The sequence below is a fragment of the Lacinutrix jangbogonensis genome (assembly GCF_000797445.1).
Taxonomy (GTDB): domain Bacteria; phylum Bacteroidota; class Bacteroidia; order Flavobacteriales; family Flavobacteriaceae; genus Lacinutrix; species Lacinutrix jangbogonensis.
The window spans coordinates 1-15776 of the sequence record NZ_JSWF01000013.1; the positions used below are offsets into that span (position 1 = coordinate 1).

At 32.9% G+C, this 15776-nt stretch carries 9 protein-coding genes and 1 pseudogene; 1 reads left to right on the forward strand and 9 read right to left on the reverse strand.

The window, feature by feature from the left end; translation table 11 throughout:
* A partial coding sequence (locus tag RH82_RS00660) for a DUF1456 family protein (protein ID WP_052158134.1) occupies positions 1–342 on the reverse strand: 342 nt, incomplete at its 3' end.
* Between the two features lie 252 nt (positions 343–594).
* Between RH82_RS00660 and RH82_RS00665 the strand changes: the two genes are divergently transcribed.
* A complete protein-coding gene (locus tag RH82_RS00665; RefSeq protein WP_034057244.1) occupies positions 595–1275 on the forward strand; it encodes a LipL32 family surface lipoprotein in 681 nt (226 codons plus the stop codon).
* 135 nt (positions 1276–1410) lie between these two features.
* Here RH82_RS00665 and uvrB read toward each other — a convergent pair whose 3' ends face one another.
* From uvrB to RH82_RS00705, 8 genes and pseudogenes are all read right to left on the reverse strand, one after another.
* The gene (uvrB, locus tag RH82_RS00670) at positions 1411–3408 is read right to left on the reverse strand and encodes an excinuclease ABC subunit UvrB (RefSeq protein WP_034057246.1); all 1998 of its coding nucleotides are present in this window, start codon (positions 3406–3408) and stop codon (positions 1411–1413) included.
* A 168-nt stretch (positions 3409–3576) separates the two neighbouring features.
* Positions 3577–3861 carry a hypothetical protein gene (locus RH82_RS00675; RefSeq protein WP_034057247.1) on the reverse strand — a complete coding sequence of 95 codons (285 nt, stop codon included), beginning with the start codon at positions 3859–3861 and terminating at the stop codon, positions 3577–3579.
* Positions 3862–4072: 211 nt separating this feature from the next.
* Positions 4073–4959: pseudogene (locus RH82_RS00680) on the reverse strand (IS1595 family transposase).
* Between the two features lie 119 nt (positions 4960–5078).
* On the reverse strand, positions 5079–5588 hold the full coding sequence (locus RH82_RS00685; RefSeq protein WP_034057248.1) for a lactoylglutathione lyase family protein: 510 nt from the start codon (positions 5586–5588) through the stop codon (positions 5079–5081).
* A 57-nt stretch (positions 5589–5645) separates the two neighbouring features.
* Positions 5646–7982, reverse strand: a complete 2337-nt coding sequence (locus tag RH82_RS00690) for a T9SS type B sorting domain-containing protein (protein ID WP_034057249.1) — start codon at positions 7980–7982, stop codon at positions 5646–5648.
* 65 nt (positions 7983–8047) lie between these two features.
* Positions 8048–12859 carry a T9SS type B sorting domain-containing protein gene (locus tag RH82_RS00695; protein ID WP_034057250.1) on the reverse strand — a complete coding sequence of 1604 codons (4812 nt, stop codon included), beginning with the start codon at positions 12857–12859 and terminating at the stop codon, positions 8048–8050.
* 97 nt (positions 12860–12956) lie between these two features.
* A complete protein-coding gene (locus RH82_RS00700; RefSeq protein ID WP_034057251.1) occupies positions 12957–14801 on the reverse strand; it encodes a gliding motility-associated C-terminal domain-containing protein in 1845 nt (614 codons plus the stop codon).
* 103 nt (positions 14802–14904) lie between these two features.
* The coding region (locus tag RH82_RS00705) for a T9SS type B sorting domain-containing protein (protein WP_034057252.1) at positions 14905–15776 on the reverse strand (872 nt) is incomplete at its 5' end.

Sequence of the window (15776 nt, forward strand, 5' to 3'; positions counted from 1 at the left end):
CACGTATAGCAACTTAATCGTTGCTCTTTTTTTGTTATTAGGTTTATTGAAATTCTTTTTATTATTGTACGGGTTTGGCTTTACTTTTCTTGAAACTTCTTTTTTAGGTTCTTCTCCTTTTTTAGGCATTGGTCCGCGAAGATGGATAATTAAACCATTTAGAAAATTTCTTAAAATTTGGTCACCACATTCAACATAATTAGGATGGTCTTCCTTTCTAAAAAATGCACTTAATTCGCTTTTTGTAATTCTAAAATCTACAAGTTCTAAAACGGCTACAATATCTGTATCCCTAAGCTTATGGGCTACTCTTAATTTTTTAAAGATGTCGTTATTTGTCATGTATTAGTAGTTTTAAGTGAGTGTAAATCTACTCATTTTTATATAAACGAAATCATTTTAATAGTATTTATACTTCATTAAAAGGTGTGTGATTTTTCTACCAATACTATTTTGGCAACTTTTTAGATTTGACTTTTTCATTTATTTTCGCTAAATTATAATGATGTAAAGCGCTTAAAATGAACATGTTTAGGTGTTTGTGCGATTTTATATCAACTAAATAACTAACCAAATAGATAAAAACAAAACAACATGAAATCAATTAAAAATGTAAGTTTACTATTAATTTTTTTATTCGCTGTTGGCACAAGCAGTGCTCAAAAATTAAAAGCGTTCGGAAGTTCAATTGAAAAGAAAATGGGTCCAGTGACTAAAAGAGTACCTTATTTAGATGTCATTAGTTATTTAGGGCATGCGTCTCCAGGCACAGAAAACGAAATAAAAGATGGAAAGAAATTTTACTACATCTATTTATGGGTTCCCGCGGTTGCACCTGAATTAGGACTAAGAATGATTTCTCCTGTTGGAAAAGCTAAAACTAAAAATGCAATTATGGGAGCTGGATATGAAGAAAATAAAGGTTCAAAAGACTATTTTGACACCTATATTACTTTAGAAAGATCGAGTGTGTTTACCAAAGACGTAATTACGGATTCAGAAAATACAACTTGGACTACGCTTGCAAGAAATGATGATAGTGGTGACATGCCTAAACAACCTAGCGGTAGTAAGTATAATTCACTTTTACGCTATGAAAGTCAAGTAGGTGATCCTTTGAAAGCATTAACAAAAGGTTTATACAGAATTGGATTTACATCGTATAAAAGAGGGGAAGTAAATGGAACATTCCTAGCACAAATAGGTTCTCCTATAAAATTACCAGGTATTGTAATGTCTAATTCTGTAGCGGGTTTATTAAAACTAATTAAATAATTTAATTCAATAATTATATTAAAAAACCCAAGTTGAATACACTTGGGTTTTTTATGTTTACTCTATGCGCGCATCTAATTGAATTCCTCAATATTAGTAAAACAGATAATTTAATAATTCAAAAATAGACCACTGTTATAACACTTCAAGCTTTCCTTGATACGCTTTTATTTGATCTCTCAATTTTGCAGCAATAATAAAGTCTAACGCTTTTGCCGCTTGCTCCATGAGTTTACGTTTTTCGCGTATTTTCTTTTCTAATTCACCTTTTGTTAAATACTCGCTTTCTGGTTCTGCAGCACGAGCAGCTTCCAATTCGTAACTATAAGTACTTACAGAGTTTTTTCCTAAAGCGCTATCTAGGCTTTTATTTAGGGCTTTTGGTACCATATTGTTTTCGGTATTGTAAGCAATTTGTTTTTCGCGTCGGTATTCGGTTTCGTCGATAGTTTTCTGCATGCTTTTGGTTACTTTATCAGCATACATAATTGCTTTTCCGTTTAGGTTTCTTGCAGCACGACCAACGGTTTGCGTCAATGATCTTGCCGAACGTAAAAAGCCTTCTTTATCTGCATCTAAGATTGCAACTAAAGACACTTCTGGTAAATCTAAACCTTCACGTAGTAAATTCACACCAACTAGAACATCGTAAATACCTTTACGTAAATCTTGCATTATTTGTACACGTTCCAAAGTATCCACATCACTATGAATGTAATTTACGCGAATGCTTATTCGGCTTAAGTATTTTGTTAATTCTTCAGCCATTCGCTTGGTTAAAGTCGTGACTAAAGTACGTTCGTCTTTCTCGATACGCAGTTGTATTTCTTCAATTAAATCATCTATTTGGTTTAAACTCGGTCGTACTTCTATAATAGGATCTAGTAAACCTGTAGGTCTAATAACTTGCTCTACATAAACACCATCGGTTTTTTGAAGTTCGTAATCTGCAGGAGTTGCACTCACGTATAAGACTTGATTTTGCAAGGCCTCAAATTCTTCAAATTTTAATGGTCTGTTGTCCATTGCGGCAGGCAGTCTAAAACCATAATCGACCAAATTCACTTTTCTGCTGTAATCGCCACCATACATGGCATGTACTTGTGAAATGGTGACGTGACTTTCGTCTACAACCATTAAGAAATCGTCTGGAAAATAATCTAATAAACAAAATGGTCTTGTGCCTGGCATTCTGCCATCAAGATAGCGCGAGTAGTTCTCGATACCAGAACAATAACCCAGTTCGCGAATCATTTCCAGATCAAACTCTGTACGTTCTTTAAGTCTTTTCGCTTCTAAATGCTTCTCGATTTCCTTAAAGTAATCATACTGTTTTATTAAATCGTCTTGAATATCTTTTATGGCGCCTTGTAAAATATCTGGAGAAGTCACAAACATGTTTGCCGGATAGATAGTTAGTCTTTCGTATTCCTCAATCACTTCATTAGTTTGAATATCGAATTGTTCTATCAACTCTATTTCATCACCGAAAAAATGAATTCTGAAAGCATCATCAGCATAGCTTGGAAATACATCTACAGTATCTCCTTTTATTCTGAAATTACCATGTTTAAAATCTGCTTCTGTTCGCGAATACAAACTTTGCACCAATTGATGCAGTAATTTTGTTCGTGAAATTTGCTGGTCGCGTTCTACTGATATTACATTTTTTTGAAACTCTACAGGGTTTCCAATACCATATAAACACGATACTGAAGCTATTACTATAACATCGCGTCGGCCAGAAAGTAGAGAAGAGGTCGTGCTCAATCGCATTTTCTCAATCTCCTCATTAATAGACAAATCTTTTTCTATATAAACACCAGAAGTTGGTATGTAGGCTTCTGGTTGGTAGTAATCGTAATAAGAGACAAAATACTCGACAGCATTTTCTGGAAAAAACTGTTTAAACTCGCTATACAATTGTGCTGCAAGTGTTTTGTTATGTGCCAAAACCAAAGTTGGTCTTTGTGTTTCTTCAATAACATTGGCAACTGTAAATGTTTTTCCAGATCCGGTAACACCAAGTAAAGTTTGGTATTTTTCTTTAGCGTTTAACCCATTTACCAATTGCTTTATTGCAGTTGGTTGATCTCCTGTTGGACTGAATTCTGACTGTATTTTGAATTTCATGATTACTGTCATCCCTACGAAGGTAGGACTCTATTTTGTTTTATTTTGAATTGTGGATTCCTGCTTTTGCAGGAATGATAAAAATCAAAATTACGGAATAAAAAAGAGTTTTGTTTTAATGAAGCGTTAAGGTTTTGAGATTGTTTTTACTCAGTTATTTGATATTGATTACTTTTTCTTTCCATAAAACTTAACTAAAAATCTTCCGAAGATAAAATATAATCCAAGTACCGTAATGCCACCAATTAAATACCCGTTTTCCATGAGGTCTTTATATCCGTAATTTAAGTAGAATAGTATTATGCAAAGAATAAATTGAATTATAGCATACAATATATTGGCTTTCGGGCTATATCCAAACATACCGAGAAAATGAGTTTTGGTAAGTCCGAAAATTAAATGAGGCATTGCATTCGCTAATAATGCGCCAATTATGAAGTCTATTAGAGTCATTTTTAATTTGATAGTGTTAATTCTAGTTTAGTATTGCAAATGCAAAAAAAAATAAGAGCGATTATTCAATATTCTGAATTGCAAAATTACTGTCATTCATGAAAAAGCAGGAATCTATTTTGTTTCATTATGAATTGTAGATTCTAAATTTCGTAAAAATAACAGAAATCAAATTTACGGAATATATGAATAATTTTATAGAGGTCAGTAGTTATTTACCTATAAAATCAACCTGATATATTTTATCAGTTTTGACCATTCTCTTGATAAGATTGTTGAATATTGTCGACTTGCTTTGAGGTCTATTTATTCTGAAGCAAAATTCATTAAAATATCGATTAAGATTATGGTCGCTCACCCAAGAATACGTTGTTCTTATCCACGATTTGACTTGATGTATCATTGTATGTAATGCCTTAAAGTTCATACCATTATTACTTTCGATCTGTGTAATGTCATATGCTTTTGCAATTGGCCTATATCCTTTCCATTTATCTGTCTTTACCTTAGCTTTACGACTTATGTGATTTACAAAAATATGCTGAAGAGATTGTGCAGAAAAGTCATCTATTTTCATAGCATACATTCTTTTTACTTTTCCGTCTTGAGTAAGCTGGACAGCAGTTATTGCTTTCTTTTTCTTTCCATCATAACTTCTACCAACTTTTCCTTTCCACCAAGAACAAATTCATCAACATGTACATTTCCATCCATAGGAAAATTGCCACTTGAAGACATGGCTTCTCGTACCTTAAGCATAAAATATCTTGCTGTTTTTTCAGTGATACCATAACGGACACCCATGTAACTAGCTGACAAACTTTTTGTGCCAGTTGACATCTCGAAGCATATGAAAAATGCTTTTCTCACACCAAATTTAACCTTATGAAAAAGCGTATTTGCAGTAGCTGATTCTATATGGCCACAAATATTACATTGTCTCGCAAAATCTTTGCGATTCTGACAGGAAGAATGAGCACATTTTAAACACTTATAATCCGATTCAGCTTTTAAAATAGCTAAGTATTCCTTACAATCCTCGTTTGTTTTAAAACGTTCAGTAAACTCTAGAAGGTTTTGTCCTGTAAATATCTCCATTATATGCCGTATTTGTTCAGTCTAAGATACGTATTTATATACTGACCTCTATAATTTTATATTAATAAAGCAGTAGTAAGTTGTTACCTAAATGTTGCAAAACGCGTTTTCTGTCTGTTTTATTTTTGATAAGCTCCAGAAGAATAAGTAAGCTCATAACTGTGTGTGTAAATTTCGAATACAATGCCAAAAGGATCTTGAACATAAACCATTTTATAAGGTTTCTCGTTAGGATAATATTCGCGTATTGGCATGCGTTGTTTTCCACCATGCTCAACTATTTTTTTAGTTAAATCTTCAATATTAGGATCTTGAACGCAAAAATGAAAAAGACCAGTATTAAAAGGATTGAATTCTTGTGCCTCTTTAACACCATGTGGAAAAGAAAATAATTCGATCCCAATGCCATCTGAGGTAGACATATGAGCAATTTCGAACTCTTCCCATGCTTCACCAAAAACATCAATACACATTTGCCCAATTGCTGTTTCACTTTCCTTCTTGACTTTTGAAGGCGACATGATTATATACCATCCCATTACTTCTTGATAAAAGTTAACCGCTTTATTAATATCAGGGACTGTAATACCTATGTGAGAAAATGATCTTGGGTATTTCGTTTTATTCATAATGTTTATTTTAAATTAAACACAATTGCGTGTTCAAAACTAAATTACAAAACTAGGCTATCTTACCAAACTAAAATGCCCTTTATATTGGGTGCCATTAGAGTGGTTGATAATATACCAATAATCATTACTTGGTAAGTTAAAACCATTTAATTGTCCGTTCCAGCCTTTTAGAGACGTTGTTTTACTTAATAGTTTACCAAAACGATTAAAAATAAGAAGCTCTAAATTAGAATTAAAGTCTCTTGACGTTCCATAAGGTTTCCAAATCTCATTTATATTATCTCCATTAGGCGTGAAGTATTGAGGGAAACCTAATATGGAGAATGCAATAGAAGTGTTACCACATTCATTTTTATCGCGAACATAAATGGTATGAAAACCTGGTTCTATGTTCGAAAAGGTATTGCCGTCTTGATAAAATCCGAAGTCGTTATCAATAGCAAACTCATAATCACCTTCCCCAGAAACTGTAATAGTTGCTGTATTATTTGTTGTGAGTTCTGTGAATTCTAAATTATCTATTGTTGGAGCATTAGATGGTACTAATGTTAAATCTCTAGAATTAGAGCATCCATTGGGATCTGTAACAATTACTGTGTAGATTCCAATTTGGTTGGCTTCAAAAAAGGGAGTCGTAATACCTGTATTTGTGCTATTATAGAACCATTGGTAATAGTGGTTGTTAGGAATATCGTTTGTAATACCACCAACTAGAGTAATAGTTTCTGGAAAATTGTTTAAACAATATAAAAATGATTCGTCTTCCAGTAATTGTGGTGTGAATAGGATATTAAGCGTTAACGCTGAAATAGCATAACATTGGTTGGTGTCTGTAGTTATTTTTGCAAATATGGTTTGCGAATCTTGAACTGTATTACTAAAGTTTCCATTTATACTATTCGTTTCGGCAAAAGCATCTGCACTTGTAGTGTAAAATGTTACTGTTGCATTTGCTGGAATTTGTGGTTGAATTTCGGTTATAACGTCATTTAAATTAAAGGTTGAAAAACCATCTACTATGGCATCATCGCAAGCCTCTACATTTTGTAATGTTAAGGTGTTTGTAGAGATGTCTAAAATTACTTCAGCTATAGTTTTACAGCCAGATACTTGGTTAAGTACTAAAGCATAGACCGTTTGTAATACACTAGTATTATCAAAATTATTAGGATTTGAAATGGGATTAATTGCCATTTCGGCATCTGTGAAAGAGGTGTAGAAGTCTATAACACCTATATCTGGAGCACTATTTGTTATAACATTTGATGCATTAATTAGGTTATAAGTTGTCAAGCCATCTTGATTGCTGTCGCATTCAAAAAGTGTGGTGTTAGTTGTATTTGGTATTGGTGCATATTCTATGGTAACTTCTCCATAAGAAATACAACCATTATCCAAGGTCACTTCTACATTATAAGTTCCTGTTGTTGTGACATCAAGTGTGTTTGATGTTTGGGACGTTTGCTCTATACTATCTTTAAACCATTTGTAGGTTGGTGTTCCAGTTTGAGTTGCGTTTAAAGTAATCGTCTCAGAACCACAAATAGCATTATTTGTTGTAAAAAGTCTATCTATACCCAAATCTGTATTTAATTGAAAACTACCTGCTTCAAGAAATACAGCTGAATCGTAACGGAAGTTTTGCTCGTCTGCAATAACCAATTTTACATGGTAAGTTATATTAGGTATTATATTAGCTGTTGCTGTTAAAATACGAGTTTGGCCATTAAAGTTTATAGGAGCAACAGCGTCATTAAACGTATCAAAATAGATTTCATTTTCTGCCTCGCAACCGCCAGGAATCTCTGGATGGACTGTTGTTACTTTTACTGGTGTTTGTGTGCCCGGAACTAGAGCTATATTTGTATAATCTGTTTCACTGGCTGGTCTTATTAAAAAGCCAAACAAATCTGAGAAATTACATGTATTTGAATTGCCTTCTTGGTATTCTTCGGAAGCAAAAATATAACGAAAACTTATTTGGTTTGCCAAGGTTGTAAAATCGAATTCTAGAATAGTTGCGTTAGTAGTATTTGTTTCTTGTAACGCTATTTCTAGATCCGAATCACCTATCCAGTCTGTAGCATCATCATCGCTTAAATTATCGTTTGGACCAGGAACATTGGCAAGACTTCCAGTACTTAATACAATACCATTTTGAAAAGGGAATGTTGTTCCTATAGCATTAAAAAAACCAAAACTCTGATCGCTTCCTCCAAAATCACCGCCAACAGTATTGGTAACTTGTACATTAGAAATGCAGTTACTATCTATTAAAATATTTTCTATAAGTTGCTGTGGTGTATAGGTTTGACTGTCTACTGAAATGTTTTGCGCATTTACAGAGATTATAGTAAAAAGGAAAAGTAATATAAAAGTTTTCTTTATCATAACAACAGCATGCAAAGATAATGAAGAACCTAATTATATAAAGTGAAATTAATGTTAAAGCCGTGTTATAAACGTAAAGTAAAATGTCCTTTTATTTCAAACTTTTCGCCTTCGAAAACAACATCTGCTACAAACCAGTAATCGCTTGCGGGCATTAAGTTTCCATTGTATTGTCCATCCCAACCATAATCAAAATGTCTTAAGACTTTTAAAAGCTTTCCAAAACGATCAAAGATTTTAATTACAGTGCCTTCTAACTGGCTTACACCAGTTATGTGCCAAGTATCGAAATAGCCATCTCCATTAGGTGTTACAAACTGTGGTGCATCAATTACAAAAATTTGTTTTGGTGGTGTTGGCTCGCAACCATTAAGATCTATTACCGTGATGTAATGTACACCAATAGGGACATTAGTAAAAATGTTAGATGTTTGTGGTTCATTATCGTCTAATTGATAGACATAATTGCCAATACCCGTAGTTTCTACAATTATTGTATGCGGATCTTGAAAAGCTGGTGACACATCAAAATCTGCTAATGCTTGCTGCGAAGCAATTACATTAAAATTTGAAGTTGTTGTACAGCCAAAAGTGGAAGTAACCGTAACTGAATAATTACCAATAGAAACAATATCTATTACTGCAGATGTTTCTCCTGTAGACCATAAATAAACATCTGTAGATTCGTTAGTTTCTGCTGAAACAACCAATGGTAAATTATCAATACATACCACTTGATCTGTAATCTCTACTTCTGGCTTTCTAAGCACATAAATAGTAAAGCTTCCTGTTAAAAAACAATTTGTAGTTGTGTTTTCTATACCAACATAAAGTAAATGTTCGTTGTCTACAACGTAGTTTAAATCTGAAATGGGATTGGTGTTATTTAAGGCGTCTATTTCTGTTTCAAAATATGAGACAGTATGAATATCTGGATTTTGACTACCGATAAGAATAGTTGTTTGTTGTAATAAATCGAAAACTAGAATACTATCAAAATCATCATCACAAGCTTCTAAATCTTGTAAATTTAAAACTGGTAGCGCGTTAACTCTTAGTGTAAATGAACTTGTAATAAAACAGCCAGTTGCACTAAATTCTGCTCGAACATAAATAGTGTCGTTATTGGTTGTGTAAGTATAATCCGTATTTAAGGCGTTTACGGCGTTTTGAGCATTAGCAAAACTAGAGTGGAAGGTAAGCGTCACATTTTGCTGTGTTCCAATTAATGCCTCTATTGTTTGCGTTAAATCAAAACTGTTATCTGTTGTTTCACAAGTATCGTAATCGATAATAGGTTCTATTTCGGGAGGTAAATCCACTATTAATTCAAAAGGAACTGAAGCTCCACAATTAGAAATAGTATTATATACTTCTATGTAAACCGTTTGTGGATTAGAAACATTAGTATAAGTTTCGGGGTTTGTAATTTGATTTGAATTAGCGAGTAAATCTTCTTCATTAGCATAATAATTTATTATAGTGTTATTTAGTCTTATAGCAACAACATCTAGTTCAACCTGTGTTAAATCGAAAATTACAAACCCATCATTATCTGTATCGCATTGCACTAAATTTGGTGCATTCCCAATTATTGGAACTTGTATTATATTGAACTGAAAAGTAGCAATAGCTTTACAAAAAGTGCCGTTATTTATATTTGTAAAAAGTGTTTGCGGGTTAACTGTATTTGTAAATGAATCGCCAACTATTGCATTCGTTTCGTTTTGTGCATCTAAATCATTTAAATAATAGGTAACCGTTAAGTTATCTGTACTACCAGCTATAATTTCTTGTGTTGTATCGTCTAAGCTAAAGGTTTCAAAACCATCGTTAGAGTTGTCGTCACAGGCATTAACATCTTGAGGTGCATTATAAATAGGATCTGATCCAACTTTTATAACGAAAGAAGAAACACCGTAACAACTAGTGTCTGATATGTTCTCTACACGCACATGAATAATTTGTATTTGCGATGAATTATTAAAAATGTTGTCTTTATCTATAAAATTTATTCCAGAATTGGCATCAACGGCATTTGTATAATATGAGACTTCTTTGTCCGGTTGCCCATTTAGAATTTCGACATCTTTATCTGCTAGAATAAAATCTGCTATTTGGTTGCCATCTGTTTCACAATTTGCGAAATCTGAAATTATTGGAAAATTTGGTAATGTATTAATAATTATAATTACAGGAACTAAGGTATAACATCCTGTAGTGTTGTTTTCTACTTTAGCATAAACAGTTGAAGTTGCAGCATTGTAAATTGTACTATTTGTGATCTCGTTGCTCGTGTTATTAGCATCTTCTTGAGATATATAATATGAAATTACTGTAGTAGATTCTGTGTTTATTTCAGTATTTCTAGTTGTTAAATCAATAATAGATAAACCATCTTGATCATCATCACAAATAACAAAATCTGTAGGCGTATTTATAGAAGGCGAGGGAAGTACTTCTATTTCTAAAGGTTTAATATCGTAACATCCTGAGTCATCATTTGAAACTCTTACATAAACAGTAAAAGGGTTTACGGGATTATCGTAAAAAGGAGGTAATATGTTTGTATTGTCTTCGGCATCTAATTCAGTTTCAAAATAAGAAACAGATGGATTATTAATATCAACATTAACTACAGTATTGAATGAAGCAAGTTCAACAGAGGTTAAGCCATCGTCGTCAGTATCACAATATGTAACAGGAGCGTCATTTATAATAGTTACAGAATCGAAAACATTTAATAGAATTTGTGCAGGATTTGAACAATCTGAATTTTCAATTAAAAGGTACAACAGTTGTGAATTAGTTTGAGTTTCGAAAGGTATGGTGTCGTCTATTGGGTTTGTATTATTATTCAAGTCTTCTTCGGTTTCATAATACGTTATTGTTACATCTTCTAAGTCGTTTGCAATAATAACAGTAATAGCCATTAAATCGAAATCACCTTGACCATCATCTGGAGCTTCATCGCAAGTATCAAAGTCTCTAATATTTGTGCCAGTTTCCAAAATGTTAGCGTGTACTTCTATAGGTACAATTTCGTAACACGAATTGTTATTATTTTCAATTCTTATAAAAACAATTTGAAATTCTTCTACTGTGTTTTGAAATTGTGTTGGATCTAAAATAGGATTAACATCGTTATCTGCATCTTCCTGAGTAAGGTGATAACTAACAGTAACATTTGTTGCGCCCTGCAAAACATCAATGATAACACTTGTTAGATCGAAAATTTCAAATCCGTCATCGTCCAATTCACAAGCATCTATTTGTTGTGTACTTTGGTCTACATCTGGACTGTCTAGGGCTTCTACAGTAATATTAGTAAAAGCGACACAACCAGTAGTAATATCTAAAACTCTAATAAATAACTGTTCTGTTGTATTTAAGGGTGTGTATGGTGACGCAATTGCATTTGCTCCAGTATCTGCATCTAATTGGGAGTAGTGATAGGTTACACTATAATTTGAATTGCTATTGGTTATTTCTGCATCAGTGTCTGTAAGAAAAACATCGCCACTTCCGTCACTACATACTTCTATGTTTCCAGGTGGTGAAATAATAGGAAAAGGATTTACTATTAAATTTACTGTTGAAATGTATACACAACCAGAGATTATATCGATAGCACGAATATGAATCGTTTGTGGACTTCCAGAATTATCTATAGCATTAAAACCGTTTATGTTATTTATTGCATTTTCATTAGATATATGATATGATATCGTGTAGTTTGATGCAGGAATATTAGCTTCAACTTGAGTATTGAGTGTTGTTAAATCAAAATTTTCAACGCCATCGTTACTAGCATCATCACATTTTATAAAATTAGGGAGTTCAGGTGTTGTCTGGGTGGAATTTAAAACAATATCAATATCATCTTCAAAAGTACATGTTGATCCATTAAAAGGTATTGTTATTATTACGACATAAGATCCAGAGCTTGTTGCGATTAAAGAACTGTTCGTTTCTCCATTAATAATAGTGTCATTTAAAAACCATTCGTAAGTGGCCTGTAGATTATTAGTTTCTGCATTGAGGGTAGTTGAAGCATCGCAGGTTGAAAAATCTGGACCTAAATCCACACTGTTATTAAAACTGTTGGCTTCTATAAATACTGCAGAATCAAAATTTCTATCAGTTTGATCTGCTATTATTAATTTAATATTGTATTCTACATTTGGAATAATAGTTGCCGAAGCAGACATTACTGTTGTTCTTCCATTAAAATTGGTGTCTCCAATATTATAACCTTCAAAGAACGTATCGTTTTCGGCATTACAAATCCCAACAATTTCTTCATGAATAGTACTTGTGTTTACAGGAGTCGTTGTTCCCGGGATAGTTGCGATATTTTGATATTGTTGTGCGGTTCCAGCTTCTTTTATTAAAAAAGCAAAACCATCAGAATAGTTACATGGATAATCGGCAAAGTATTCTTCAGAGGCTAAAATGTAATTAAAATTGATGCTACTGGTTGCAGAAATAAAATTGAATTCTATCGAAGTTGCATTTAACGTGTTATTAATACCTAAAGCAGATTCTAAATCAGGATCTGTTTGCCAAGAGGTCTCGCCTTCGTTAAGAGGGTTTGTGTTTTGAGCATTTCCAGCAGAATTCACATTTCCTGAAGATAAAACTATTCCATTTTCAAAAGGGAAATTGGAAGTGCCTTTTTGAAAAAAACCATAACTAGAAAAACCATTAACACTCCCGTTTACAAGGCTAGAGATGTTTGATGCATCAACACAGCCATCTACTAAAGCATTAATTAATTGCTCTGGTGTTTGAGAATCATCTATTGTTATTTGCTGCGCATGTGTAACACTCAGCGCAGAGATTAATATTAATAATGTTAGAAAATTATACTTCATTTTTTGATGTGTAATGTCAATTAATCTAAGCTTTAACGTAATAATAATATAGATGAAATGTATAAAAATAACGTTTATTAGCTTGTACACAAGTTTTTTATCGATTTAAATAAACCCATCCATTATAATTACGGTAATTATTGTCATTTAGTTTTAATAGATAAAAATAAGTTCCTGTTGGAGCTAGTTTCCCTTTGTTAATTCCTTGATTTGAAGCACCATACCATTTTAGTTCGTCGTTACCTTTAAAAATAAGATTCCCATATCTACTATAGATTAATAATTCATGATTTTCGAATACAGTATAGAGTCCTCTAATATTAAAAAAGTCATTATATCCATCATTGTTTGGAGAAAAACCTTCAGGAATATGTGGAGGACAATTCTCTGTATTAAGTTGAAAGATGAAGATGTCAAAACAGCTGTTTTTTTCAGCGCTTAAATATATGGATTGCGAGTTCGTTAGAGATTGGTAATTTTCTGGATTAATAATACTATTCGTGTTTTGTTCTAAATCCTGAAGTGTTTCATAAAAACTGAAGCTGAAATAAGCTGTTTCATCTATTTCTAATACGGCATCATTTAAATTAAAAAATGCAGTGTTAAAACCTATATCACACAATTCTAGATTAGTTAGATTAGTAAAGACGGGTTCAGGAGATAAAGTAATTGCTGTTTCGTCTGTATTGTTTGTTTCTAAAATTTCAATAACTGTACTATTTCCAAAACCATCATCATCTACGATAATAATTAGGAGGAAATTATCTAGAAAAGTAGCTGGGATTTCAACGGTAATTATCCCATTTTCATTGCCTCCTATTGGAATACTATTTTCAGTTTCGGTCTGTCCAATTAGTTGATCTTCAATAAAAATTGCAATTGGTGTGTTTGTAGGCAAAGAATCTGTACTATTTGTATTGTAAATGGTATAATTAATTGTTACTTCTCTTGAAGTACAGCTGGCATTTACCGTGTCTATAGCAATTGTTGCATCTGGCAACTGACTATTTAAAACAGTGATAATATTATTAATTATTATTAAATCGGCACTAAAACCACCAGTGTCTGGATTTATTGCACCTGTCGTTAATTTAATTTCTACTTGAGTGTCGCCAATGGCAATATTGTTTTCTATGTTATAAACATCCAAATCGGCATTGTAAAAGGTATCCGAATTTGTAAAGGTATTTGTTCCATTGAAAGCATTATCTGATAAATTTAAAGGAGGATTAGAAATAATGTTTCCGTTTATGGATAAACTTTCGCCAAAGTTTAGAGCATTATCTCCTTCCCAAGCTAAAAAGCCAATTTTTGCATTATCGTTATCAAGAACATTTACATTATCTAGTAAAATTGTTTTTTCGGTAACGTTTCTATTGATAATTTCTAAACCTTGAAATAGATTTACTTGATTTAATGGTAGGTTGTTATTTTCAAAAATAACATACAAACTCCAACCTGCAAAATTTGTACGCCGGCCACAATGACCTGGACTATTTGCTAAAGTTTCCGAAATATCTAAATCCGAAAGTGTGTAATTTGTATTGCCTTCAGTTAATATTTGATTTGTAATGTTTGCATAACAAGAAAAATAATTTAAATCACCAAATGTAGGATCTGTAAAAATGGTATTATAGGTGTCTTCGGCTGTAACTTGTGTGCCATTAAATGAAACTTCTGTATCTCCTAAGCCAGAACCAGCCCAATATAAATAAGCAGCTATTATTGTTGAAGCAGGATCTACGTTAAGATTCGCTTGAGATGAAGGTAGGGTTTCACAAAAACTACCTACTATGTTGTTTTCTGCTTGATTTAGGGTGTTTCCAATAGCCAAATAATCGTAACGACCATTAAACTGTTGAAATATTGAAATGTCTTGCCCTTTTACTTCAAAATGAAGAAAAAATAATATGAATATTAAGAATAGATCTCGGGTTCTCATTTCAATTTTTTATATAAACTTACAAATATTTTTGTACACAAAATATTAAACTAATACATCTAGGCAAATGTTCAAATGTTTTTATATTTAATTATTATTTCTTTTATCTCTTCAACGTAAAGTGAGCACGTATCGATTTCTTTTCATCTGTGCTTGGCTCTCTGTATTCTAATGTAAACCAGTAGTCGCTTGTTGGTACTGGATTGCCATTATAAGTACCATTCCATCCTGCGCCTGTTGGGCTTAATTGTTTTAGTAGCTTTCCATAACGATCGAAGATGTAAATCACAGCATCTGGTTGGTTACCAATTGCATATATGTTCCAAGTATCATTATAACCATCACCATTTGGTGTAAAGTAATGTGGGTAATCCATAACCATAATAGTTATTGTACTTTCTCCACAACCTATCCTATCTCTTACTGTTATGGTGTGCTGTCCTGCTGCAACATCTGTAAACGTGTACATACTATCGTTTGGCTCGTTGGTTTCCCAACTACCGCCATCTAGACTAAACTCGTATATTGCTATGGAGTTGTTTGTAGCATCGCTTGCACTTGCTGTTACTGCAATATCGTGTTGGTCTGCAAAGGCTAAGCTTGTTACTTCTGCATCTATTACTGGTGGCTCGCTTACTGTTACAAAAGTGTCTACTGGTATACTTGCGCATCCTGTAGCATTATCTATAGCTATAACACTATAAGTACCGCCGCTTGTTGGCGCTATACTTGAACCTGTTTCACCTGGTAATACTATGCCTTCTAATGACCATACAAAAGTATATAATGTAGCATCTAAGCCTGTGTCTATTACTGGCGAATTTATAATTTCTGTACCATTAGTATTGATACATAATAAATACTCAGCCTCTAAAGTAAAGGATGGCATTGGATTGACTTGTAGGGTGATCTCTGCTGTTTCATAACAGGTAGAACTGTCTTGTTCATTGTCTATTACGTTATCACCATTAAGAT

What these genes read in the sequence shown, in the direction of transcription:
- RH82_RS00665 (WP_034057244.1), top strand. Translation starts at nt 595, where the DNA reads ATGAAATCAATTAAAAATGTAAGTTTACTATTAATTTTTTTATTCGCT.
- uvrB (WP_034057246.1), bottom strand. Translation starts at nt 3,408, where the DNA reads ATGAAATTCAAAATACAGTCAGAATTCAGTCCAACAGGAGATCAACCA.
- RH82_RS00675 (WP_034057247.1), bottom strand. Translation starts at nt 3,861, where the DNA reads ATGACTCTAATAGACTTCATAATTGGCGCATTATTAGCGAATGCAATG.
- RH82_RS00685 (WP_034057248.1), bottom strand. Translation starts at nt 5,588, where the DNA reads ATGAATAAAACGAAATACCCAAGATCATTTTCTCACATAGGTATTACA.
- RH82_RS00690 (WP_034057249.1), bottom strand. Translation starts at nt 7,982, where the DNA reads ATGATAAAGAAAACTTTTATATTACTTTTCCTTTTTACTATAATCTCT.
- RH82_RS00695 (WP_034057250.1), bottom strand. Translation starts at nt 12,859, where the DNA reads ATGAAGTATAATTTTCTAACATTATTAATATTAATCTCTGCGCTGAGT.
- RH82_RS00700 (WP_034057251.1), bottom strand. Translation starts at nt 14,801, where the DNA reads ATGAGAACCCGAGATCTATTCTTAATATTCATATTATTTTTTCTTCAT.